This window comes from Peribacillus sp. FSL H8-0477 (assembly GCF_038002765.1).
GTDB lineage: Bacteria > Bacillota > Bacilli > Bacillales > DSM-1321 > Peribacillus.
Genome location: NZ_JBBODE010000001.1, coordinates 1,276,159 through 1,301,963, shown reverse-complemented (window position 1 = coordinate 1,301,963; position 25,805 = coordinate 1,276,159). Strand labels below are relative to the sequence as shown.

The window sequence follows — 25,805 nt, the reverse complement described above, 5'->3', positions numbered from 1 at the left end:
CGATTTACATAGTTTGAGCATGAAAACCAAGGAAGCAGTGAATATGAGGAGCGTGGAGAGTATGAGTATCTTACATCTGAAACCAGTTTTCCAAGAACGTATTTGGGGAGGACGCAAGCTTGAAACCGAATTCGGCTACACCATTCCAAAGGGACCTATCGGGGAATGTTGGGGAATTTCGGCTCATCCTGCTGGTGAAAGCGTCATTGTCGGCGGAGAATACGATGGCAAAAAGTTGTCCGAGCTGTGGAATCAAGAACGCAGCCAATTATTTGGCGACTATGAGCTCAATGAATTTCCGTTATTAATTAAAATTCTTGATGCAAGAGACGACCTTTCGGTTCAGGTTCATCCAAATGATGAGCAAGCAGGTCAATTAGAAGGCGAGCCGTACGGCAAAACCGAATGCTGGTACATCCTTGATGCAGAACCGGGCGCTGAAATCATTCTTGGTCATTATGCGGATACGAAGGAAGAAGTGGCAGGTTATATTTATCAAGGACAATGGGAAAAACTACTCCGGAAAATGCCAGTCAAACGCGGCGATTTCATCTTCGTGAAAAGCGGCACCGTTCACGCCATTGGAAAGGGTATCACGATTCTAGAAACGCAGCAATCGTCTGATACAACCTACCGGGTCTATGATTACGACCGGAAAGATGCGGCTGGAAACCTGCGTGAGCTTCATTTAGAAAAAGCAATTGCCGTAACTAATGCACCAGACCTGACCGACCCGCTTGCACTTCAGAAACAAACCGTTGAAAGTGGAGAAACACAAGAACTCATCTCCATCCCTGAATTTACTGTTACGCACCATGCGATTAAAGGGACAAACTACAAACTAGCAACTCAAGACCGCTTCCAACTGGTCACCGTCATTGAAGGCAAAGGAACGATCACAGCCGATGGTGAAACAACATCACTTAAAAAAGGCGACCACTTCATCATCACCCGCGACACGGAAGACATCACAGCTAACGGCGAGATGGAATGGGTTACTAGTTATATGTAATATGAGCCGGTCCGTGATTCATTCGGATCGGCATTTTTCTAATTACCCAAGCTATTATCAGGAAAATAGCTAATAATCCTTATTTAAATTCTACCATCTAATCCTTTGTTCCTGATTTCACAATGTGATACCGAAAGATGTTGCATTCCTCCATTTTTTCCACAATAATTATATTTAGTTAAGAAAAGGAGTAGGTTTATGCAATATTCACTGGAAAATTCGGTACTGCCCATCCATAAACGAAGTAAATTATTTATCGTGTATTTATTTGCTCTTTTAGTCCCACATATTCTTTTTTATTCATTAATTACTAACTTACATAATGTCACGATTAGTTTTGCCTTTTTAATTCTCTATACGTTCTTAATGACTTTTTTATTTATCGAACGTTTTGATGCCACCATCTATCTGTTGTACCATCTGGTGTTTTTATTAACGTTTCAAAATGTATTAGTCGGAATTGGCATGGGGATATTTGAGAACCAAGAGAGCGGCTTTAACATTAAGATGCTGATGATCTTCAAAGAGGTATTCGCGATTATCTTCGTTTCACTCTTATACATACGCTATCAAAAAAGCTTACATCTCCTTAAGTTTGAAAAAACCTTTCCTCTGCTTGTGTTGTGGCTTGGCATAAGTTTTCTTATCTCCAGTGCGAATATGGAAGGAAAACTGTATTATATGCGGTCCTTTGGCATTCTCTTTGTGAGTTATTTCCTGGGGAGGCTTCTCTACTATTCACTCAGACAGTCTGTGGATAAAATATATAATGTGATAAAAATGGTTGTCTTTTTAGGAATTTTATCCGTTATTTTCGGAATTGTTTTTCTTTTGATTGATAATAACTCACACATATGGAAAGAATGGTTTCACCTCGGCTATATTATGCAGGCTAAAGGGACGGCCTATACGGATTTCCCGGATTTCAGGACATCGGTTGGTCCAATGTATATTTACAGGATGTACTCCTTTTTCTTTGATGCGATCAATCTAAGTTATTTTGTATTAGCAGCATTTTGTTGTACCTTATTTATTAAATCGAAGATGATGGTAGGTGTCAGATTCTTTTTGCTAATCGGTATCGGCTTAACTTTAGGTAAGGGTGCGCTCGCTATCTTAGCCATACTAACTTTTTGGATTGTCTGCCTATATAACTTTAAGCTGAAACCAAAACAATTTATTACGTTCTTTGTCAGTTTTATCTTTGTCGCCTTTTTTGTAATTAAAGGAATTGGTATAAAATCGAGTATTATTGTCCACTTTGATGGATTTATTTTACCCCTGTTAGATTCCTATCTACATCCCATTGGGTTTGGAGTGGGGAACGGCGGCGTGTATTATGCAATGATGAACGAGGTAGTCGCTTGGGATATAACCCATATGGGTGCTGAAAGTTTTATGGGAAGTCTCATTTATCAACTAGGCTACCCAGGATTTATCTTATATCTAGTATTCTTTATTGGATTGATTAAATACCTTTTAACATTCGCCTATAGTACAAGTAAAATCTCGTTTGATTATATTTTATACTCTGGTCTGATATTCTCAATGATGACGGTCTCCTTTTTTCAGGAAGCAACATTGGGCTTAAACTATACTGGGATATTAACCATTTTGTGCGGGTTTGCCGTTTCAAGAATACAGAGTCCTATTGAAAAATAGGGCTCTTTTTTTGGTTTTTATAGTACGTTCCCAAAAAAAAGACTGCTGAGTAAACAACTCGGCAGTCTATCTTTATTTCAAATTTTGTAAATACGTTAAACTATCCTCGCTTTTAACGATTGATTCAGCTTGCTTAGGATCGACGTTTTCATGCTGCATCGTATTCATTTTATATGATATAACCCGTTTAGCCGCTTCATTAATTTGTTCTACGGGGATCTCACCGGAACGGACGTCTTCTATAATTCCGTTGTAGACCTCGAGTTGATGCTTGTATTCGTGACACACGAGCAAGAGGTCTGCACCTGCTTGAATCGCTTCGCTTCCTAATTCCTTATAGGTGTAATGTTTCGTCACCGCACCCATTTCTAAATCATCAGTGACGACGATTCCTTCGTAACCGAGTTTTTTCCGAAGCAGGTCCTGGATAATGACCTTTGAAAGGCTTGCTGGTTTTTCTTTATCATAGGCAGGATAGTTAATGTGAGTAACCATCACAAAAAAGTTCTGGTTATCGACTTCTTTTATGAGCTGGGTGAATGGATAGATGTCTGAATTCTCCAGATCAAGCTGGTTGGCTTCTACCGATGATGAATCGAGATGGGGATCTACCGAACTGCGGCCGTGACCAGGGAAATGCTTCAACGCCCCTGTAACCGATGAGCTTTGAAACCCTTCAATTACCTTATTCCCATATTCTGCTGCCTTTTTCGGGTCTGTTCCAAATGAACGGCTGTCTGTCCTCGATAAATCGAGCACAGGTGCAAAGTTTAGATTAACACCCATTGCACGTAGCTCTTTTGCATTTATTTTGGCTGATTCATAAACAGTCTCTGCGGACCCTAGCTTTCCAAGTTTTTGCTGAGAAGGAATAGGCGAGACTTGTGAGCGCATTCGGAGAATATCTCCGCCTTCTTGATCAACCGCAATCATTAGGGGAAGTTGATTCTTACTTTCGGCCGCAGTCTGCTGTAGGGAATTTGACAATTCAGCTACTTGTTTAGGTGATTTCATGTTGCGGTCGAAGTAAATAATGCCGCCGATATGTTTATTTTTAATCATATCCACTGCGTTGCTTGAGATTTTACTCCCGTCAAAGCCAACGACCATAAGCTGTCCCACTTTTTCTTCAAGAGTCATGTCAGCAAGCATGGCATCAATCTGCTCATCTGCGTTTATTTCCTCTACCGGTGTTTTTGAGTCTTTTTCTTCGTCTATCCCTGACGTCTTCTCTTTGCTTTGTTCTTCCGGCTGGGAAAGGACCATAGCGACAACAACGAAGAGTAAGGCAAGCGGTATGAGTATATATAGTAGTTTTTTCTTCATTCTGTTCGGGAAACCATTTCTGAGTAACGGCAAGCCTTCATACACACTTCTGCCCGCCAGATGGTTTCACCATAATACCTCCTATTCCTTTAAGAATATGTAATGATTGTACACCATATGAAGTTGCTACCCTAATTGATCAGGATAAAACATAGAAGAACGGGTTATTAGTTAAATCTGAGTTGACCATCCAGAGACTTTTAAGGAAATGGCTTTTTATACAGCAAAAATTGCTGCGCTGAGTGTTTCTTTTAAGTGTCTCCGTATTCCTTTTGTGGGCAAGGTATGGAAAAGTGTGCGGAACGGTTGAATGTATGTGCGCTTGGAGCTCCTTTATGTGCGAAACTAGCAAAGTCAGTGCGCTTCAGGCATTTTCTTGTGCGCAAGGCATCTTCTGAGTCGGGGTTGTTGATATGCGGACTAGTCCATCTAGGCGACCATCTTCAGACGAGCCTGTTTGAAGTATCAAGGTGTCTCCCATCCCTATGCGCAGTCAAAAAAGCTGCCGAGGGTTCTCGACAGCTAGAAAGGATTCTTATTCTAAGAGTCATCCTTATGTTCATTAACTCATTAGAAATTCTTTTTTAGTACTCTTTTTTAGAGATATCTTCTGCAGTTTCCCATTGATTTCTAGACATAAGGATTGATTCTCTTTAGTGGGTAAATTGTTGGGTGAAGTTTGTGATAGGGGAAGTTATCACGATGTTAAGGAAGTTTAAGCTGAATTTAGAGTATTTACTAGGTAAATATATGCGTTTGAATAAAATAATGTCAGTTGATTTAATTTAAATAAATAAATGGTATAATTTACTAGTAAAGGGGTGGTTGAATGACGGGGATTGGATGGTTGATTGCAGCTTGTGAGATTGCTTTCTGGATCGTGATTATAGTTGGGCTTGTGTCTCGTTACATATGGAAGAAAGAAAAACTTGGTTTCTTATTATTAGCCCTCACACCAGTGATTGATTTGATTTTATTGGTTGCAACAAGTCTGGATTTAGCAAAAGGTGCTACCGCAACAACCGTGCATGGCATTGCAGCGATCTACATAGGAAGTTCAATCGCCTTTGGGAAAAGCATGATTGCCTGGGCAGACGAAAGGTTTCAATACTATATTACGAAAACGGGACCGAAACCGATCAAACGCTATGGCATTCAATATGCAAGCATCAAATGAAGGGTTGGATTAGTCATGTCTTTGCCTATCTGATCGGAGCTGGATTATTGCTTGGTATCATATACCTCATCAATGAACCCTCGCGTACTGAGGCCCTATGGAATATACTCAGAATTTGGACACTTGCACTCGGAATCGATCTCGTCATATCGAGCAGCTACTTTATCTGGCCGAGAAGGAATGAACAAAGCAAGGAAATCTGAAACGAGCCGGACTCTTATTTTTGGGAGGTCCGGTTTTCTATGTGTGTGTCAAAAGTCTAAACTCAGACAAGTTCATATAGACTATTACACTAAAATGGTTAGTCGGGTACAGAATACGTAGTTGAAGAGGGATTAAGACAGAGGGAACAAGGGTTCAAAGAAGTGCCGGTGGAGCGTAATTTTATAAATCAATGGTCAATAAATTCTCGAAAAACGAGAGGCTATTGACGGCTTTTTATAAGGGAGCCGTTAGTTTTATTAAGGGGTTACTACTATATAACTGTTTTGAGCGAAAATTGGTAAACTCGTATTCAAAGCTTTCTGATTCCTGTAAGATAAATTCAACTTACAGTAGGGGGGCTAGGCTTTTGCAACAAAGTAATCGAATACATTCTCTTGATTCATTGAGAGGAATTGCTGCACTCATTGTTTTAGTTCATCATTGTCTATTAATGACACCTTTGTTTCATGCGGCGCATTACAATGAGCCGTATGATAATGAGTGGGTAACTGCATTTACGAATACCATCCTACATACCATTTGGGCGGGTAGTGAAGCCGTACTATTGTTCTTTATTTTAAGCGGCTTTGTGTTAGCGTTTCCCTTTATACACGCCAAACCATTCAACTATCCCGTGTATATGATCAAGAGATTCTGCCGAATTTATATTCCGTATATTTCGGTTATGGCCATTGCCGTATTGCTCATGGTCATCTTTGCAGATTATAAAGGGCACAGTGGGTTAATTCCTTCTTTTAGTGAAAGAAGATGGGCTCACCCGATTTCATGGGAAGCGGTCATATCTTATCTTCTAATGCTTGGATATGACAATACAAACGTAGACGGACCAACATGGAGTCTTGTTCATGAAATGCGGATTTCCTTTTTCTTTCCATTCTTAATGCTTCTCGTTTTAAAATTAAGTTGGAAAAAAGCCATTATTTTTGGGTTTGCGATTACGATGTCTCTATCAGCAGGGTTAGCGGCAGGAAATACCTTCGTCGAAAATTCAATGTATCAGGATATCGTCAATTCGTTTAAAGATACTTTCTTTTATACAACATTCTTTATCATAGGAGCCGTATTCGCGAAAAATTATAAAAAGGTGATTCCAGCATTTACGAAGATACCTGCTTTTATGAAGATTCTTCTATTCCTTCTAGCTTTAGTTTTATTCAATATTGATGAAGTGTTCAGCTCGCTGCAGAATGACCATGGAATATTGTCGATGCCGATAAAAGCAGGCAGTGATTGGATCGCATCTATAGGCGTTTTAATCATCTTTTTATTTGCCATTGATTCGAAGCGGGTAAAAGACTTGTTAACCAAGCGGGTGTTTATGTGGCTGGGCAAGGTTTCATATAGTTTGTATTTAACTCATATGGTGGTATTGATTACATTAATGTACACCTTGGGGAAAATTATTCCCTACTATTACGTATTAGTGATTGTTCCATTTCTATCAATTGCTGTTGCCGCCGTTACACATACATATATTGAAAAGCCAGCACAGAAACTAGGTAACTACTTAACTTCTAAAAAGGATCAGAAACTAGTTATCACACCTAAGCAATCTGTCTAAGTAAGAATCCTTGACAAAATAGGGTGCCGAGAATTTCTCGGCACCCTATTTTTTATCTTTTTTTACCAATATTCTTCATTGAGTCTAGTTGTATTAACCCACTTGAAACTACATAAATATAGGTATACATCAATTAATTCCCAATTTATCGGGAGAAAAATCCATCAAATAGCGGACTTTATTTGTTGAAAGGTCACTACGTTTTTGTAGATAAATGAAACAAGCGTCATTTGTATCAGTATTACGGGTCGCAGGTATCACTTCCAAGCGTTTCGGTACTATTACTCTACTCACAAATAAGTCAAATGTCATTTGACAAAATGAAAAGGAGATAAAGGGAAATTCTGTTCGGATAGGAAATAACTTCTGCAAACAACCAGCGCAATAAGTATAAATGAAGCTTGAAATAGAAGGGAATAGGGAAGTGGATTATTCCTATACCCTTTTTTAAACACGGATAAACCTCTATTTGAAGGCTTTTCTCATTAATTCAATAGTTGGTAATAGTTAACACAATAACTGAATGTATATTCATAAAATATATTGTATAAAAAATTGAAAGGGTTTGCAAGATTCGATTGTTTTCAACAAGTTTCAAGGATTATCTGTGGGTAAATAAGCCCTTGAATAGGGACAAAAACTATTATTGAATAGCTTCTATTACCTTAGATGGAAATATATAAGAAATACATGAAATACCTTCCAAACATTATGTCAATATGTTACTGTTGTGGAAGAAATCACAGCAATCACATTTAGTATTCCAACTGAGAATGAATAGGCTACTATTATTATAATACTATATTTCAGTATATTTAGATAATTAGAACCGCGAAAATAGTCATGCATAAAATAATGCATAATTCGTCGAGGTGGAATGGCTGTGAGAAACAATCAATAGATAGTTAATGATAGTTCATGCAAATTAGCATGCCTTATCATTAGATATTTATTTTACTTAGCGAATAAATGTCCGCTAAAGAATGGGGAGGAATAAACATGAAAAAAGTACGTAAAGCAATTATACCAGCAGCAGGATTAGGAACTAGGTTCTTACCAGTTACCAAAGCAATGCCGAAAGAAATGCTTCCAATTGTTGATAAGCCAACCATCCAATACATTGTTGAGGAAGCAGTTGCTTCAGGAATTGAAGATATTATTATCGTAACAGGGAAAGGGAAGCGGGCTATTGAAGATCACTTCGATGTTGCTATGGAGCTTGAACAAAGCTTACAGGCGAAAGGTAAATTAGATTTACTTGATAAAGTCCGTTACTCTACTAATCTTGCTGACATCCATTACATCCGTCAAAAAGAACCAAAAGGACTTGGACATGCAGTTTGGTGCGCTAGGAATTTCATTGGAGATGAGCCATTTGCTGTTTTGCTTGGTGATGATATCGTGCAGAGCGACACACCTTGCTTAAAACAACTTATTGATCAATACGAAGAAACCTTAGCCTCTGTTATTGGTGTTCAAACTGTACCTGAAGCTTTGACTAGCCGTTATGGAATTATCGATCCTGAGTCTCAAGAAGGTCGTCGTTACCAAGTGAATAACTTTGTTGAGAAGCCAAAGCCTGGAACCGCACCATCAACGCTTGCTATTATGGGCCGATATGTACTAACACCAGAAATCTTCCGTTTCCTTGATCGCCAAGAAACTGGGGCAGGCGGAGAAATCCAACTGACTGACGCGATTCAACAATTAAATCAAATTCAACGTGTATTCGCATATGACTTTGAAGGAATTCGTTATGATGTCGGTGAGAAAATTGGTTTCATTAAAACAACCGTTGACTTCGCTTTGCAAAACAAAGAGCTGCAAGAGGAAGTTATGGAGTATCTATTAGAAGTTACGTCTGCTGCTAAAGTAAAAGTTACACAAGTATAAAAGGAGGGCTCTATGTGTCAAATCTTGCGAATCAGGAAGCCTTGCTTTCCGAGACGAAGCTATCCACCATCGTCGTAAAAGAAAGAAAAGCATACAGCTATTCGAAGAGGTTGTTCGATATCATAGGCGCATCCTGTGGACTGCTGGTCTTATTTATTCCGCTATTAATTATTGCTATCTTAATTAAACTAGAAGATCCAAAGGGCAGCGTTTTCTTTTCACAAAAACGAATTGGGAAAAACGGCGAAGAATTCGATATGTATAAATTCCGCTCCATGGTTTCGGATGCGGAGGAGCGTCTAGCTGAATTATTAGCACAAAATGAAATCGATGGGGCCATGTTTAAGATGAAAGATGACCCCCGTATCACGAAGATTGGTAAATTCATCCGCAAAACAAGTATTGATGAATTTCCGCAATTCTTCAACATTCTTATAGGGGATATGAGTCTGGTGGGCCCGCGCCCGCCGCTTCCCCGTGAAGTTGAAGTCTATACGAATTATGATAGACAGCGGTTATTAGTCACCCCGGGATGCACAGGATTATGGCAGGTAAGCGGCCGTAATCACTTAAGCTTTCATCAAATGGTAGAGCTAGATCTTCAGTATATTGAACAGAGATCGTTTATGTTTGATTTGACCATCATGTTTAGAACCGTGTTTTTGCTGGTTGGATCAAAAGATGCCTATTAAAAATGACGGATTGCTGAATAAATACTTTTCACTAATTAGGAGCTGTTTGATTTGAATATTGCAGTAGTTGGAACTGGATATGTTGGACTTGTTACTGGAGTAGGACTTTCTGCTATTGGTCATCATGTTACCTGTATCGATATTGATGAAGAAAAAGTGAATAAAATGAAACAAGGAATTTCCCCGATTTTCGAGCCGGGTCTAGAAGACTTAATGAAGGAAAACATCCTTGCCGATCGTTTGCATTTCACTACGAATTACGCAGATACTTTCCTTAATCTTGATATCGTTTATATTGCTGTGGGAACTCCAGAAAACGAGGACGGAACAGCTAACTTAACCTTTATTGATAAAGTAGTTGAACAGATTGCCTACTATACGAAGAAGGAAATCATCGTCGTAACGAAAAGCACGGTTCCAGTCGGTACCAATCACTATATTAAAGACAAATTGACCAAACTAAATCCAAATGTGGCCTTTGATGTAGTCTCAAATCCAGAATTTCTACGTGAAGGATCGGCCGTTTATGACGTCTTTCATGGAAGCCGGATTGTCATCGGGTCAGACAGCGAAGCTGCGGCTGAAGTGATGCATCAAGTAAACGAACCATTTGGGATTCCAATTTTCAAAACAGATATTTGCAGTGCTGAAATGATTAAATATGCTTCAAACGCCTTCCTAGCAACCAAAATCAGCTTCATCAACGAAATCGCGAATGTATGTGAAAAGGTGAATGCAGATATTGAGGAAGTAGCGCTTGGAATGGGATTAGATAATCGAATCGGCAGTCAATTCCTTAAAGCAGGCATTGGCTATGGCGGTTCTTGCTTCCCTAAAGATACAAAGGCCTTGAAACAAATTGCTGATGAAGTCGATTATGAATTTGGCCTGCTTAATGCAGTCATTGAGTTTAATAATAAGCAAAGAAAGAAACTATTAAACCAAGCTTTACTAGATTTTGATTCTTTAGCAGGTAAGAACATCGGCATTCTTGGGTTAGCCTTTAAGCCAGATACGGATGATATTCGTGAAGCAGCCTCGCTTGAAATCATTCCTGAATTAGTGAAAATGGGTGCAAACGTTAAAGCGTATGATCCTGTAGCGATGGATAATGCTAAGAAAGTACTGCCAGCTGAAGTGACATATGTCGATTCACCAGCTCTTGCACTAGCGGATACGGATTTGGTCTTCATTTTGACGGAATGGGCAGATATCAAAGACCTACCATTATCAACGTTCGAAGATCAAATGAGGAATTCAAATGTCTATGATGGCAGAAATTGCTTTAGCCAAAAGGATATTCAACGATCAAATCTTCAATCCTACTATTCAATCGGCCGGGCAGCGAAAAGACAGGAAGTTCTCGTTTAACACACACAAAGAAAGCTGGGATTAGCATGAAAATCTGTTTTGCCGCTTCGTCGGGAGGACACCTCGAGCAGCTGCTGATGCTGACACCGATGATGAACAAGTACGACAGTTTTGTTCTAACAGAGAAAACAAACTATGAAATGAATAAAAAAGGGTTGAATATCGTCAAGGTACCTCAAGTAAACAGAAGAGAAAAAACGTTTATCTTTAAATTTCTGCTATTGAGTATTCAAACCCTATTCATCTTTTTAAAAGAAAAACCCGATGTTGTGATCTCAACAGGCGCTTTAGCAACCGTACCGATGTGTACGATTGCTAAGATATTCCGGAAAAAGGTCATTTTTATCGAGTCCTTTTCAAAAATTAGTTCGCCTACGGTTACGGGAAAACTCATGTATAAGATTGCAGACCAGTTTATAGTTCAATGGGAAGATATGATCAAGCATTACCCTAAAGCAATCTATGGCGGTGGCATCTATTGATTTTTATAACGGTAGGTTCACAGAAATTTCAGTTTGACCGGCTGCTAAAGGAAGTTGACCGGTTAATCGAAACAGGGAAGATGAACGGTTCTGAGATCGTCGCTCAAACGGGTTACTGTCAGTATGAACCAAAACACTTTCAATTTGAACAATTTATGTCAAAAGATGATTTTCTAACGCATATTAACAACAGTGAAATCGTTATTACACATGGAGGAACAGGGTCCATCATTAATAGTGTGAAACTAGGAAAAAAAGTGATTGGTGTTCCAAGACAAGAGGCCTTTGGCGAACATGTGGATAATCATCAATTTGAGATTATCGAGGAATTTGAGAATACGAAACTAATCTATGCCGTATACGAGATTGCCGATCTTGAAGACGCGCTTGCAAAGGTTGTCAATATGACGTTCAGAACGTATCAATCGAATACAAACCATATTATTGAACTTTTAGAAACAGCGCTGCATACATAATATGATGGACGGAAAAGGTGAAAAAAATGAATGTTTTAATGATTGGATCTCATTTACGTGTCAATGGTGGGATTACCCGGGTTGTGAAAAATTATATGGAAGCAGGCTTGAATGAAAAAGCCAACCTTACCTATTTTCCAACGTATTATGGAAGTAACAATCTAGTAAATATCTTGTATTTCTTTACAAGGTATTTACTTCTTTATTTTCAACTAATCATTCTGCGCAAAGACTATGATGCTGCACATATCCATATGTCTTATAAGGGAAGCTTCCTGCGGAAGAAAGTGATTATCGCGTTGTTAAAGAAAAGAAAGATTCCGATGGTCTTACATATGCATGGCTCACAGTTCAAAGACTTTTATCATAACAGCTCTGAAAGTCAACAAAGGGAAATCAAGAATACCTTGAATTCAGTAGATGTCATTCTAGCGCTAGGTCAGCAATGGAAACAATTCTACGAAAGTATCAGTACGGCGAAGGTTATTTCCTTGGATAATGCGGTATTCCCTAAAGAAGAAGAGGCAGTTCAACAAGAGAAGGTCTATATCTCAACAATGGGGGTCTTGTCTCAACGGAAAGGGTCGTATGATTTACTAGAGGTTGGCAAGCGTTTAAAAGGGAAAATAGATAAAAAGTATAAATTTCTTATCGCAGGTGATGGCGATGTCGAGATTATTAAGAAGAAGATTAAGGAACTAGATTTAGAAGAGCTATTTGTTATTCCGGGTTGGATTTCCGATCAAGCGAAAATTGAGGAAATCTATCAGAAGAGTGCGATCTATATGCTTCCTTCCTATAATGAGGGAATGCCGATGTCCGTTTTAGAAGGAATGAGCTATGGGGTTCCCATCATTTCGACGAGAGTCGGCTCCATTGAAACCGTCGTAGAAGCGGAAAATGGGATTCTGGTTCAGCCAGGAGAAATCGATGAAATGGTCAAGAGTATAACCTACATACTGGATCATCGGGATGTTCAGACATCCATGTCGAAGAATAATAGGGAAAAAATCAATCAGCGATTTAATATCTATTCATCAATCGACGATCTTCTTGTGATTTTTCGAGATTTGCAGACAAAAGTAGGTAAGTGAGACATGTCCAAGAATCTTGTCAAAGCAGGGATACTCCTATTTATATTGTCTACGGTAAGTAAACTATTAGGCTTTCTTCGTGAAACATTTTTAGCTTATTATTATGGGACGTCCTATGAATCGGATGCGTATTTCATTGCATTAACACCCTCAACATTGGCGATTACCTTTTCATTAAGCCTCAGCAGTGTCTTTCTGCCGTTGTTCGTCAAATATATGAGCAATAAAAAAGAAGCCTATCGGTTTACGAATAACATTATCACGATGTTCTTTATCGTAACGGGGATTCTCTATCTCTCGTTATTCATGGATAATAGTCCGATTATAAAGCTGCTGGCACCAGGCCTTCCCCCTGAATCGGAGGCTCTTTCTATTCAGCTGCTTAAGGTATTATTTCCGCTAGTCTTTATCGTAATCTGTATACAGCTGTTCACAGATATGTTAAACAGCTATGAGAAGTTTCTCATTCCTGCATTAAGCATCCTGCCGAATAATGCGATTATCATCATTTACTTGCTAGTTTATGGAAAAAGTTTAGGGATTATCGGAATTGCAGTGGTTACGCTAATCAGCTTTATTGTTCAGTTCCTTCTATTATATAGCTTTCTCCGGCGGGAGAAATATTCGTTCAGTTTTACGAAGAAATTCTTAGACGAAAATACCAAGGGCTTTATGCTGCTGGCGATGCCCGTCATCGTGAGCAGTTTGTTTAGTCAGTTAAATGCAGTAGTGGATCGATTATTAGCTTCCACACTCAGTGAAGGAAGTATTTCCTCCTTAATGTATGCCTACAGACTGAAAAGCATGGTCATTGGGATTTTCATTTCGGCACTGATTACGATTTCCTTTCCGAAGGTGTCAAAGCTTGCGAATAACTTGAAACGGAAAGAGTTAATCGAGCTGACGAAAGAGAATATTCTCTTAATCTTTCTTGTTGTCGGACCCGTCAGTGCCTATCTAATGTTATTTGGTTCAGAGATTGTTGAAATCCTTTTCCAGCGAGGGGCATTTGGGGAAGAAGCGAAGCTTGCTACAGGCGGTGTCTTTTTCTATTATTCCTTAGGCTTAGTATTCGTCGGCGTTCGAGAACTTGTGCTCCGGAATTTCTATGCATTAGGTAATACGAAAACACCGATGGTCATTCTCATTATCAGCTTAGTACTTAACATGATTCTCAGCTATTTATTTGTGAGCTGGTTTGGTTTATATGGACTCGGCTTGTCATCCTCAGTTGGGATTATCATTAGTGTCTGGATGCTAACGAATAAATTGAAGAATTACTTGCCGAATATTTGGGACAAAGACTTTGTGGCAGCATGTGTGAAGGTGAGTCTTTCCTTGCTGATTGCAGCAATGGCCATCAAGGCAATCCTGATTTATTCACCGCTTTTCGCTTGGGAGTCTAATCAGTCGATTCTTTTCAAGCTCATCATTCTTATCATCTATTTTGCACTATTTACAGTCGTGTATCTGGGCGTTTTGCTCGGTATGCGAGACAAGCAAATCACCCGCTTCTTTACGAAATTTTTGCCTAAAAAAGGAGAATAGCATTGAATATCCTAATCATAAATGCCCATTCATCTCAAAACAAAGGGGATGCAGGTATCATTTTGGCCATGCTGGATTCGTTTAATAAACATATCCCAAACGCCAGTATCAAAATAAAAACGAGATTTCCTGACATTGATCGTTTATTTTATGAGAATGTATCAGTAGAGGAAAGTGTCGCCAATATCTCCGTCGACCCGAAGGATTCTAAGCTCTCTAAGATCTTATCAGCGAGAAAACTGTTAAAGCTGTTAAGCGGAAGTGATAAGCGAATCGATTCTGATTATGAATGGGCAGATGTCGTGGTCAGCTGCGGCGGCGGATTTCTCCTGTCTCACCGATTTAGTACGGCACTATTACAGCACTTGGTGCAAATCAAGATTGCGTTTGACTATAAAAAACCGGTTATTATCTACGCTCAATCGATTGGGCCGTTCTATAACAGCTATATGCAGAAGATGAGTAAGAAAATTCTCGATCAAGTGGATCAAATCTATATCAGAGAAACAATTTCTAAAGAATGGCTGAATACAATCGGCTGCAATAATCAAAATGTTCATGTCGTACCGGATGCAGCCTTTAGCTTAGAGCCGAAGCCGTCTGGACTTGTGGATGCCATTCTAGCAAAAGCGAAAGAAAATCACAAAGGACCGATTATTGGCTTAACGGCGAGAGATTGGAATTTTCCTGAGATGGAAGACAAAGACTTCAGAAGACGTTCTTATGTGGAAAGCATCCAAGAAGTGATTAAGCATGTTGAGAAGAAGTATCAAGCAAAAGTCTTGTTGATGCCTCAGGTTTTGGGACCGAATCCCTTTAATGATGACCGGTTGATCAGTAAAGAAATTCTTCAAGATGAAGGAATCACGACCAGCGGGTTACTAGATGTTGATTTTTCGCCGAGAGAACTGAAATATCTCTACTCAAAAGTGGACATGTTTATTGGTACACGGATGCATTCTAATATCTTTGCGCTATCTTCCTTTGTTCCAACGATTGCCATTAATTATGAACATAAAACTCGCGGCATTATGGAAATGCTCGATTTAGAAGAAAACGTAGTAGAAATTAATGAGATTACACCGGATGAGTTAATTTCAAAAGTCGATCACTGTTGGGCTAACAAGGAAGCCGTACGCAAGAAATTAGAGCAAAATATTCCGAATCTAGTGAAAAGCAGCGAAAAACCTGCCATTTATATTAAAGAAGAAATCTAAGGTAGACATGAAAGGAGAGTCATCCTCCATGATATTAGTAGTAGGCGGGGCCGGTTATATTGGAAGCCATTTAGTAAAGGAACTGGTTGAAACACAAGACGTGGGTGTTCTCGATAACTTTTCAACTGGACATCGAAAGGCAGTCGATAAGCAAGCTGTTTTATTTGAAGGTGACCTTGGAAATGAGCAGGACGTAGAGAAAATCTTTCAAGAACATCAAATCGAAGCCGTCATGCATTTTGCAGCGAATAGTTTAGTAGGCGAATCGGTTGTTAATCCAAGTAAGTATTACCAGAATAATGTAGCGGGGACACTTACCCTGCTGCAGACGATGCTGAAATATAAGGTGAAGAAATTCATCTTCTCCTCAACCGCAGCAACCTACGGGATTCCGGAAGACGATGTGTTAACAGAGAAGTCGGTAACGCAGCCAATTAATCCATATGGTCACTCGAAATTAATGGTCGAACAAATCCTTGCTGATTTCTCCAAAGCATATGGATTGAATTATATTGTCCTGCGTTACTTTAACGCTGCCGGTGCACATACATCCGCTGAAATCGGTGAAAATCACGATCCAGAAACGCATTTAATTCCGATTGTGCTGGAGCATTTACAAGGAAAGCGTGAAAAGATTTCGGTGTTCGGCAGTGATTATGATACGAAGGACGGTACCTGTATTCGTGATTATATTCATGTAACGGATCTTGCTAACGCCCATATTCTTGCACTCAATGCCTTATTGAACGGTGACAAAGAAACAGCAACCTACAACTTAGGGAATGGCAAAGGGTATTCAGTCAACGAAATCATTCAAACCTGTGAAGACGTAACCGGTAGAAAAGCAACCATTGATTATAGTGAGCGCCGTGCAGGTGATCCGGCACAACTGATTGCTTCTTCCGCAAAAATCGAGCAAGAATTAGGTTGGGTTCCCAACTATCCGCTCAAGGAAATCATTGAAAGCGCCTGGAACTGGCATCAGCGCAGTCCTCTCAGCTAAAGCGTAGAAAGGCAGGAGATATATCATGAAAAAGACCCTGATTGCAGTGGTATTCATGTTCTGGGCCCTGCTCATCTTCTATTTTTCCTCCCAGCCTTACCAGGATCAGGACATTACACCCATTTTACATGATTATCTGAGTGATTTTCATCTTAAAGAGAAACTCTCCTTTGTTTCCTTTATGTATGGGGGCCGGGAAATTAGTACCGAAAATTTAGGTGTTGATACATTCGTTGAATTCTTCATCCGTAAGGCAGCGCATCTGTTAATTTTCTTTGTTTGGGGATTCCTAACCTACAGCTTACTCACGTTGTTTATGAAAAAACATCACAAAGCACGCTGGTTCCTCTCCCTAATTTTCGTTATTCTTTATGCGGTTCTGGATGAATATCATCAAAGTAGAACCGGCAACCGAACGCCCCTTAAAATGGATGTGGTCTTGGACACCATTGGCGGCATTGTTGGGATTACTGGGTGCTTGATCATCCATAAGCTAAGATTGAAAAGAAAAAAACATAATCTAGAATAAAGCCGTGGCATATTGCTCACGGCTTTATTCCTTAATGAGGTATTAACTGCGAATAAAGTGAAAAACTAGTTCTTTACACCTTAAAAATATTAGTAAAATAGATGAATTTACCTAAAAATGAAAAAAGATAGTACTTTAGACTCGTTTAACTAATTAATATAAGAGGTATTATATACCTATAAACTTAATTCGTGAATAGGGCATAGCCACTTGGATTAGCCCTGCAAACATAGTGACCTTCATTATTTCTCCACTGGTCCACTCTCGAACAATTTTCGTGAATTAAGACAACGTAGGAGGAGATACTATTGATCACATTTATCGCAGGAGTACTTACAGGCTCAATCATAACCATATTTGGAATTAGCATTACGTCAGCCGCAAAACGCGGAGATAAAAAATTCGCCGATATGTAAATTGTAAATAAATGCAAATAGCGGATATGCCTACTAGGTATATCCGCTATTTTTCATATCGCTCTAAATTTATAAAGAAAAAAAGACTTATGGCAAGAAGTCAAATCTTCAAACATTATATAAATTATGAAAACTTTTTGTGAAATACGTCTCAAGCCCTAGTCATGTTAAACCCTCCGCCAGATTCGCCGGAGGGTTTTATAAGTGATAATAAAGGAAAGACTGCTAAGGGTTATGTTCAAGCAGGTGTCGTCATATGTATGAAAAGATAGGCGGTTTATAGATGCGCATTGGAACGGAATTTGTTAGACTATAGATAAGGAAGATTGCGGGGAGTGAACGAAATGAAGCCTATTCTATCCATCATGTACACGGTGTTGTCACTTGGGATTGCGTCGTTGTCAGGTTTTTCAATCTGGGCAGTTAGTTGGATTGGTATGGATATCTCCTACTTATTGTCGTCAGTATATGCACTTGCGGGTGCTGCGGTTGTCTTTACCGGACTTAAGGTTGTAGGAAGACATAAAATGCTTAAGAATATCGGGATGAGCGGACGTGAATATAAATTTGTGAAAGAAAATCTAATCGAGGGTAAAGAGAAGATCAAACGTCTGCAGAAGTCAATGTTCTCCTTTAAAGATTTGTTGGCCTCGAAACAGAATTATGAAGTATTACGGAAGGTTAAGCGGATTGATTCGCTCGTCCGAAATGAGCCGAAACGCTTTTATCAAGCTGAGTCCTTTTATTTCTATCATTTGAATTCGCTTGTTGAATTAACGGAAAAGCATGCTTTTTTGAATAAGCAGCCGCATCGCACAGTCGATCTGGTTATATCGCTGAATGAAACACGTGATGCGATTAAATTGCTTGAGAAACAAATTGACAGCGACCTAGGTATCTTGCTTGAAGGTGATATTCAGACGCTGCATATGGAGCTTGATATGGCTAAGCAAACCTTAAACAAAAAGCCGTTGATTAAATGAATATAAATGTATCTGGTCAGAGAGCGAGTGATCAAGCAGGCAAATTAGCTAGTCAAATTGACGCGTCAACAGTGGCTGAGTTTGGACTGATTGTGCAGGGAGCTTGTACAGACTTGAATCATTATCTCCTCCGTCATGTACAAAAGCATGAAAGTCATGAACTAACCAAACAGCTGCAATTGTTGAAATCGCAGGTAGCAAGGTTGAGCGTTGAAAGCCGGAAAAAAAGCAGTAGTATTTGGAGCAGGCTGCTATTTTGGAGACGGACTATTCCTGAGCGTGAAGCACTTGCCAGGTTACATCGCAGCGAAGCAGAGCTTGATCGGATGGCGGTGAAGCTCACACACCTGGCTCGGGTGTTTCGTGAAGATGGGAAGATGCTGGAGAAGCTTGAGCATCTTACATTTGAGTCTTATGCAGAGGTGGAGCTTTACCTGTCTGCGTTAGACTTACGTTTGGCTGATTTGAGGGCTGAACAATCTGGGACCATGCTCCATCAAGCTGCAGAAGAGCGGAAGTATGAGCTGATGACCAGTCGAACGATCTTGCTGCAGACCGGAGAACAGATCAAAATGCTCCAAAGAAATACCCAGCTGATCGATGGTAAAATTGATCATGCTCTCCAAAACATTATTCCTCTCTGGAAACAGCAAATTGCGGATGTCCGAACCTTGAGTCGGAAACAAACTGACGCAGCGCAACAATTTGCTGATAGTTTGGAAGAGATTGATGTAATGGTAAGGGAATTGGATAACGTGAAGTAAGACCGGCTGCGGGCAGTCGGTCTTTTTTTTATGGAAGTTCATGAACGAATTTAACTTTTTCAAATGATTTACTGCAAAAGTAATAAGTAACGTAGGCGGTCAGGCTAAACAGAAAGATAAACGTTAAGGGGATGAAAACGATAAGAATACTACTTAGGCATAAAATTAATATACAGATCATGGTGAGTGGCAAATTAATAATAGATAGTAACAGGGCATTTTTAAATAGGTTTTTCCAAGTATCTTTGTAAGTAACTAGTAGCGGAAACAAGTAAATACAGGTAAACGTATATAATAGGCTGAGAAAAGATAAGAAAACTACATACATCATTTTGAGTGGATTTTCCAACTGGAGGGCTAAAGAAAAGTTAACAGCTAGTAGCGTTCCAAATAGTAGGATAATAACGCCTACGAGCAATCCTTGCCTAAAGTTCTGCTTGAAGAGGTAGAAAAAAGATCGAGTCAGCCCTCTGTCATCATCTTTAATTATCCACTGTCTAATGACACCGAACATGGCAATAGTAGCTGGAAATATCGTGATAATGGGAAGACACATCAGAATCCATAATAAATTAAGAATAACTAAATTTGAAAAGCTTTCTAGGGTGCGATAAATAGGACGGTCCATACTGAAAAGTTCCTTCAATTCATTACACCTCAACTCTGAATATGTTCTGTTACAAGTATTCTATCAAAAATAGGTTAAATTGGATATTTATGTAGTTTTTTTTGACTGATTAACTTACTATTAATGTAATCGATTACATTAATGATGGGAAGAAGGTGATAGGATGGCGAATATTCATGACGTAGCACGAAAGGCACAGGTTTCTGTTGCGACGGTCTCTAGGGTACTGAATAAGAGTTCCGCCGTATCGTTTACTACAAAAATCAAAGTTGAACAGGCTATTACCGAATTAAATTATGAGCCCAGCACCCTAGGTAGAAATCTTAGAAAGTTAGAAAGCAGACTCTTACTTGTCATGATTCCAAGTATTTCTAATCCTTTTTACACAGATGTGATTAAGGGGATTGAGGACACGGCCATTAATCTAGACTATAATATCCTCCTTTGTCAGACCAATTCAAATCCAAAAAGGGAATCCATTTATTTTAATTTAATTAAGAATCACTTGGCGGACGGCATTATATCAATGGATCCGACGGTTAATAAAAAGAATTTAATGGATCTTGCAGAAAATCACCCCATTATCCAGTGCAGCGAGTATGACATAGATGGAAGCATTGCTTATACGACCATTAATAATGAATTAGCTGCCTATCATGCGATTCGGTACTTAATCAAAATAGGTCATACGAAAATTGCCTTACTCAACTCAGATGAAAAGTTTTTGTATGCACGTGAGCGACGTCAAGGATATGAAAGAGCGTTAAGAGAATTCGGAATTGAATTAAACCAGTCCTGGATGTACAATGCTGAAAGTTTAGGATTTGAAGGGGGACAACAAGCAATGAGGCAGTTATTAACCCATTCTAATAGGCCAACGGCTGTCTTCGCTGTATCTGATATTCTTGCCATTGGCGCTCTAAATGAAATCCATGCCAGTGGGTTACACATTCCCAACGATATTGCTTTAGTGGGATTTGATAATATCAGCTTTTCTACCATGACCCATCCTACGCTGACGACAATCTCGCAGCCAATGTTTAAAATGGGATGCATGGCTGCTAATATGATCATCAATAAAATTCAAGGCAAAAAGGTTGAAAGCATTATTTTGGACCATGATTTAGTCATTCGTGAGTCAACATAAGTTCGGTAATAGACCTAGAAAATAAATAATCTGTATTTTCAGAAATTTAATTGACTAAATGGTACAACCGTATTAATATGGAAGAGAAATGTAAACGATTACATTTTAGTCTTTAGAAATAAAAATAAACAAAAGGGAGGAACTTACCGTAACTTCAAAAATAGTCAATATCATTATTGCAGAAGTTTTAGACCTCTTTGCTCATCTACTCCTACAGAATGACCAAGTTTATCCTCATGTAATCTACCAACCTATTCAATAATTACACAAGAAAAAGATAGTAAACGTTATTCATATTAGCTAAAAAGTAAGCGCTTTCTTTTTGGTAAACAATTAGGAAAGGGGAATTTAAATGGGGTTTAAACATCGCGTTCTTTATAAATTATCTAGTCTTATGTTTGTCTTTGTTCTTGTATTAGCGGGTTGTTCTTCTGATGAAAAAGTTGAGGGAGATAAGGATGGAAAAACAACCATTACCTTTTGGCATTCTACCACTTCTGAAACGGCTAAAGGGACGGCAAATGTTATTAAAGCATTTGAAAAACAGAATCCTGATATTAAAGTTAAATCCGTATATATTGCTAATCAAGGTGAAGGTTCCAATGAAAAGCTGTTGACATCAATCGCTGGAGGGAATCCACCAGATGCTGCTTATTTTGATCGATTTGAAGTAGCCTCATGGGCGGCCAAAGGTTCTTTGGAAGATTTATCTGAACTAGCGGCGGCAGATGGCATAAAAAAAGAGAATTATTATCCTTATACGTGGGATGAAGCAAGTTATGAAGGGAAGCTTTACGGGATACCAACGACAACAGATGCAAGATTAGTATTTTATAATAAGGATCATTTTAAAGAGGTCGGGTTAGATCCTGAAAACCCGCCGAAAACAATCAAAGAATTAGAAGATGCTGCAGCTAAACTAACCATTAAAGATGGGAAACGGTTTAAGCGAATTGGCTTTATTCCTTGGTATGCACAAGGATGGTTTTATGGTTGGGGCTGGACATATGGCGGAGACTTCTATGATAAAGAAACAAAAACGGTAACCGCTAATGATCCCAAAAACGTTGAGGCTTTGGAATGGATCACTGATTTTGCAAAAAAATATGATGTTGAAGATATTTCTGGGGTTACTGACTCTCAAGGGTCAGGAGCAATGGATCCCTTTTTAACAGGCCAAATCAGTATGAAAGTTAGCGGGAACTTCAATGTTGCGTCCATTGATATGTACAAGCCTGATTTAAATTATGGAGTGTTCCCTATTCCAACTCCTACAGGAACCGATCATACAACTTGGTCTGGCGGTTGGTCAGTGGTTATTCCTAAAGGGGCGAAGAAAAAAGAAGCTGCTTGGAAGTTTCTTAAGTTTTTTGGTGAAGAAGAGGGACAGAAACTTTTTAGTGAATCAAGCAGAGATTTCTCGGCTATTGAATCTGTAAATATTGATCTTGGGTATGCAGATGATCCTATTTTCAAGGAGTTCATTGATATACTTCCCAATTCAAAAAGCCGGCCAGTTATGACAGAAGGATCGCTTTATTGGAACGAATTACAAACGGCTGTAGAAAACTCGACGAGGGGGAAAGGTACTCCTAAGGAGAATCTTGATAAAGTGAACAAAACGGTAACAGATGCATTAGCGAAATAAACAACTAATAGGAAGAGGAGAAAATTCTTCCTCCTCCTCTTTAAAAAAGGGAGGGATACCTTTGGCACAAGTAACGACAAGAAAAAAAACGCCCATTCCACCAACAATAAGAAAACCGTTTAGAAAATCATCGTTGAATGGGTGGCTTTTTGCTTCTCCTTGGATAATTGGATTATTACTATTCTATGCGTATCCATTACTCTCATCGATGTATTACAGCCTGACCACCTATAGCATTTTAGATGCAGGTGAATTTGTCGGTTTTAAAAATTATGGCGAACTTTTTCATGATGATTTATTTTGGAAATCTATTTCAAATACGATTTATTTCGCGGTATTTTTTGTACCTTTAAGTATTTTGTTCGGTGTCTCTCTGGCTATGATGCTAAATATGAAGGTGAAGGGGTTAGCCATTTACCGGACGATTTTCTTTCTGCCTACCCTTGTTCCACAGGTAGCATTAGCCGTTTTATGGATGTGGCTTCTTAATCCCGGATTTGGTCTGGTGAATGGCATGCTGGATTCGATTGGAATCCAGGGACCTAATTGGCTGGGCAGTATGAGCTGGTCTAAACCATCGCTTATTCTCATGTCGCTTTGGACCATAGGGCAGCCGGTTATTATCTATCTTGCGGGTCTTGGGGATATTTCAGAGGAATATTATGAAGCTGCCGAAGTAGATGGTGCTAGTTGGTTTCAAAAAACTAGACATATTACCCTCCCCTTATTGACACCCGTTATTTTTTATAACTTGGTTATGGGGTTAATCGGCGCGTTTCAACAGTTTACTTTGCCGTATACGATGACCCAGGGACAAGGGACTCCAGCTAACTCCTTAACCTTTTATGTTATGCATATGTATGATAATGCCTTTAAGTATTTCAAAATGGGATATGGTTCGGCGATGGCATGGATTCTTTTCGTTATCATTATGATTCTAACAGCCATCATATTCAGTACATCTAAACGATGGGTCCACTACCAAGGAGAATAGGGGGATAATGATGAATGCAAAAGTTAAAAAAAGAGTTAACGTTACGTTTACCCATATCATTTTAATCATCGTTTCATTGTTATTCATTCTCCCGTTTATATGGATGGTATCTACTTCCTTAAAACCAATCACGCAGGTTTTCACATTCCCAATTGAGTGGATTCCAGATCCATTTCAATGGATGAATTATCTTGATGCAATCGAGTACATTCCTTTTTTTACGTATCTGAAAAATACCGTTGTTATTACGGTCTTAAGTACATTGGGCGTGATTATTTCTTGTCCGCTTGTTGCCTATAGTTTTGCCAAGCTTGAGTGGAGGGGCAAAAACGTGTTATTCGTCATCACGATTGCAGTAATGATGATTCCCTCTCAAGTGACCATGATTCCTTTGTTTTTACTATTTAATAAAATCGGCTGGGTTGGCACACCACTGCCGCTGATTGTTCCTGCTTTCTTTGGGGTTCCATTCTCTATTTTCTTACTTAGACAGTTTTTCATGGGGCTGCCTGATACCTTAAGAGATGCAGCCAAAATAGACGGTGCTAGTGAGTTTCGTATTTATTGGCAAATTATGCTCCCGTTAGCCAAGCCTGCCATCCTCGCTGTGGGGTTGTTCCAATTCATGGGAAGCTGGACAGACTTTATGGGGCCATTACTCTATTTAACCGATGAAGCGCAATATACACTTTCATTAGGACTTCAGCAGTTCCAAAGTCAAATGGGGACAGAGTGGGGGTTGATGATGGCCGTTGCCACGATGATGACGATTCCAATCATTATCTTATTCTTCTTTTTACAAAAAACCTTTATTAAAGGGATTACCTTTAGCGGAATTAAATAGTTAATTCAAGGAGGTCGACAGAATGACAGGAAAATTACGTGTAGGAATTATTGGGTGCGGCGGTATTGCCCACGGTAAGCATTTGCCAAGTCTTAAAAAATTGGAGAATGTAAAGTTAGTAGCCTTTTGTGATATTGATTTAGCAAAAGCTGAAAAAGCCGCTAAGGAGTATGGAACCCCTGATGCAGCTGTCTATGAAGACTATAAGGAATTATTAGCCAATCCATCCATCGATGTGGTTCATGTTTTGACACCTAATATTTCACATGCTGAAATTTCAATTGACGCTTTGGAAGCGGACAAGCATGTGATGTGTGAGAAACCGATGGCGAAGACGTATCAAGAAGCGAAACAAATGGCTGATACAGCTGAACGGACAGGTAAAAAACTAACCATTGGCTATAATAATCGCTTTAGACCCGATAGCCAGCATTTATACAAAGTATGTCAGCAGGGTGAGTTAGGGGACGTGTATTTTGCTAAAGCACATGCCATCCGTCGTCGCGCGGTCCCAACCTGGGGAGTATTTTTAGATGAAGAGAAACAGGGTGGAGGCCCGCTGATTGATATTGGGACACATGCACTCGATTTAACTCTATGGATGATGGATAATTACCAACCAAAATCGGTGATGGGAAATGTCTATCATCAATTGGGGAAAAAGAAAGACGCAGCCAATGCTTGGGGTCCATGGGATCCAGAAAAGTTTACAGTGGAAGATTCCGCATTTGGATTTATAACGATGCAAAATGGCGCAACAATTGTTTTAGAGGCAAGCTGGGCATTGAATTCACTGGATATTGATGAATCAAAATGTTCCCTGAGTGGCACTGAAGGTGGTGCAGATATGAAGGGCGGATTGCGAATAAATGGAGAAAAGTTCAGCAAATTATATCAAACCAATGTGGAATTAAATGCCGGCGGTGTAGCGTTTTATGACGGCAAGTCAGAAAGTGATGCTGACCTAGAAGCAAGACTCTGGATAGAGTGCCTCATCAATGATACAGAGCCTATCGTCAAACCAGAACAAGCCCTGGTAGTCACTCAAATTCTTGAAGCAATCTATGAATCAGCTAAAACAGGTAAAGCTGTTTATTTTGAATAGAGGAGGAA

22 protein-coding genes and 1 pseudogene are annotated in these 25,805 nt (G+C 39.3%); 21 read left to right on the top strand and 2 right to left on the bottom strand.

The features are described from left to right. Window positions 1–43: 43 nt before the first annotated feature. On the top strand, window positions 44–1,012 hold the full coding sequence (gene manA / locus MHI18_RS06700; RefSeq protein ID WP_340846607.1) for a mannose-6-phosphate isomerase, class I: 969 nt from the start codon (window positions 44–46) through the stop codon (window positions 1,010–1,012). 198 nt (window positions 1,013–1,210) lie between these two features. Further along, a complete protein-coding gene (locus MHI18_RS06695) occupies window positions 1,211–2,674 on the top strand; it encodes a hypothetical protein (protein ID WP_340846606.1) in 1,464 nt (487 codons plus the stop codon). Between the two features lie 72 nt (window positions 2,675–2,746). Here MHI18_RS06695 and nagZ read toward each other — a convergent pair whose 3' ends face one another. After that, window positions 2,747–4,000, bottom strand: a complete 1,254-nt coding sequence (nagZ, locus tag MHI18_RS06690) for a beta-N-acetylhexosaminidase (protein WP_340846605.1) — start codon at window positions 3,998–4,000, stop codon at window positions 2,747–2,749. Between the two features lie 829 nt (window positions 4,001–4,829). Between nagZ and MHI18_RS06685 the strand changes: the two are divergent. The 14 genes and pseudogenes from MHI18_RS06685 to MHI18_RS06620 all read left to right on the top strand — a co-directional run bounded on the left by MHI18_RS06685 (window position 4,830) and on the right by MHI18_RS06620 (window position 19,431). Then, window positions 4,830–5,380 (top strand): annotated as a pseudogene (locus MHI18_RS06685) (hypothetical protein). Between the two features lie 368 nt (window positions 5,381–5,748). After that, entirely contained in the window at window positions 5,749–6,963 is a 1,215-nt protein-coding gene (locus tag MHI18_RS06680) for an acyltransferase family protein (protein ID WP_340846604.1), read from the top strand. A 999-nt stretch (window positions 6,964–7,962) separates the two neighbouring features. Further along, window positions 7,963–8,856, top strand: coding sequence for a UTP--glucose-1-phosphate uridylyltransferase GalU (gene galU / locus MHI18_RS06675; protein WP_040372326.1), 894 nt, complete (start codon window positions 7,963–7,965; stop codon window positions 8,854–8,856). Between the two features lie 14 nt (window positions 8,857–8,870). Next, a complete protein-coding gene (locus MHI18_RS06670; RefSeq protein WP_445669957.1) occupies window positions 8,871–9,548 on the top strand; it encodes a sugar transferase in 678 nt (225 codons plus the stop codon). Window positions 9,549–9,599: 51 nt separating this feature from the next. Then, window positions 9,600–10,919, top strand: coding sequence for a UDP-glucose dehydrogenase family protein (locus tag MHI18_RS06665; RefSeq protein ID WP_340846603.1), 1,320 nt, complete (start codon window positions 9,600–9,602; stop codon window positions 10,917–10,919). Between the two features lie 26 nt (window positions 10,920–10,945). Then, window positions 10,946–11,401, top strand: coding sequence for a PssD/Cps14F family polysaccharide biosynthesis glycosyltransferase (gene pssD, locus MHI18_RS06660; protein ID WP_340846602.1), 456 nt, complete (start codon window positions 10,946–10,948; stop codon window positions 11,399–11,401). Next, a complete protein-coding gene (pssE, locus tag MHI18_RS06655; RefSeq protein WP_340846601.1) occupies window positions 11,398–11,877 on the top strand; it encodes a PssE/Cps14G family polysaccharide biosynthesis glycosyltransferase in 480 nt (159 codons plus the stop codon). Before pssD ends, pssE begins: the two co-directional genes overlap by 4 nt. A 26-nt stretch (window positions 11,878–11,903) precedes the next feature. Then, window positions 11,904–12,971, top strand: a complete 1,068-nt coding sequence (locus tag MHI18_RS06650) for a glycosyltransferase family 4 protein (protein ID WP_340846600.1) — start codon at window positions 11,904–11,906, stop codon at window positions 12,969–12,971. Window positions 12,972–12,974: 3 nt separating this feature from the next. Continuing rightward, on the top strand, window positions 12,975–14,519 hold the full coding sequence (murJ, locus tag MHI18_RS06645; protein WP_340846599.1) for a murein biosynthesis integral membrane protein MurJ: 1,545 nt from the start codon (window positions 12,975–12,977) through the stop codon (window positions 14,517–14,519). Window positions 14,520–14,521: 2 nt separating this feature from the next. Beyond that, complete coding sequence (locus tag MHI18_RS06640) at window positions 14,522–15,736, top strand: polysaccharide pyruvyl transferase family protein (RefSeq protein ID WP_340846598.1); 1,215 nt, start codon at window positions 14,522–14,524, stop codon at window positions 15,734–15,736. Between the two features lie 28 nt (window positions 15,737–15,764). Further along, window positions 15,765–16,739, top strand: coding sequence for a UDP-glucose 4-epimerase GalE (galE, locus tag MHI18_RS06635; RefSeq protein ID WP_340846597.1), 975 nt, complete (start codon window positions 15,765–15,767; stop codon window positions 16,737–16,739). Between the two features lie 25 nt (window positions 16,740–16,764). Next, window positions 16,765–17,268 carry a VanZ family protein gene (locus tag MHI18_RS06630; protein WP_340846595.1) on the top strand — a complete coding sequence of 168 codons (504 nt, stop codon included), beginning with the start codon at window positions 16,765–16,767 and terminating at the stop codon, window positions 17,266–17,268. A gap of 760 nt (window positions 17,269–18,028) precedes the next feature. Beyond that, a complete protein-coding gene (locus MHI18_RS06625; protein WP_040373793.1) occupies window positions 18,029–18,667 on the top strand; it encodes a 5-bromo-4-chloroindolyl phosphate hydrolysis family protein in 639 nt (212 codons plus the stop codon). Next, window positions 18,664–19,431 (top strand): toxic anion resistance protein, encoded by a 768-nt coding sequence (locus MHI18_RS06620; protein ID WP_340846594.1) that lies wholly within the window; start codon window positions 18,664–18,666, stop codon window positions 19,429–19,431. Before MHI18_RS06625 ends, MHI18_RS06620 begins: the two co-directional genes overlap by 4 nt. 28 nt (window positions 19,432–19,459) lie before the next feature. Here the strand turns inward: MHI18_RS06620 and MHI18_RS22130 are convergent, their stop codons facing one another. After that, window positions 19,460–20,059 carry a YesL family protein gene (locus tag MHI18_RS22130; protein ID WP_445669985.1) on the bottom strand — a complete coding sequence of 200 codons (600 nt, stop codon included), beginning with the start codon at window positions 20,057–20,059 and terminating at the stop codon, window positions 19,460–19,462. A gap of 163 nt (window positions 20,060–20,222) precedes the next feature. On the opposite strand from MHI18_RS22130, the gene MHI18_RS06615 reads away from it, so the two are divergent. From MHI18_RS06615 to MHI18_RS06595, 5 genes are all read left to right on the top strand, one after another. Further along, window positions 20,223–21,206 (top strand): LacI family DNA-binding transcriptional regulator, encoded by a 984-nt coding sequence (locus MHI18_RS06615; RefSeq protein ID WP_340846593.1) that lies wholly within the window; start codon window positions 20,223–20,225, stop codon window positions 21,204–21,206. A gap of 352 nt (window positions 21,207–21,558) precedes the next feature. Next, window positions 21,559–22,854 carry an ABC transporter substrate-binding protein gene (locus tag MHI18_RS06610; protein WP_340846592.1) on the top strand — a complete coding sequence of 432 codons (1,296 nt, stop codon included), beginning with the start codon at window positions 21,559–21,561 and terminating at the stop codon, window positions 22,852–22,854. Window positions 22,855–22,915: 61 nt separating this feature from the next. Further along, a complete protein-coding gene (locus tag MHI18_RS06605; protein ID WP_445669956.1) occupies window positions 22,916–23,848 on the top strand; it encodes a carbohydrate ABC transporter permease in 933 nt (310 codons plus the stop codon). A 10-nt stretch (window positions 23,849–23,858) separates the two neighbouring features. Further along, window positions 23,859–24,692, top strand: a complete 834-nt coding sequence (locus tag MHI18_RS06600) for a carbohydrate ABC transporter permease (protein ID WP_340846591.1) — start codon at window positions 23,859–23,861, stop codon at window positions 24,690–24,692. 22 nt (window positions 24,693–24,714) lie between these two features. Continuing rightward, complete coding sequence (locus tag MHI18_RS06595) at window positions 24,715–25,797, top strand: Gfo/Idh/MocA family protein (RefSeq protein ID WP_340846590.1); 1,083 nt, start codon at window positions 24,715–24,717, stop codon at window positions 25,795–25,797. Window positions 25,798–25,805 lie beyond the last annotated feature (8 nt).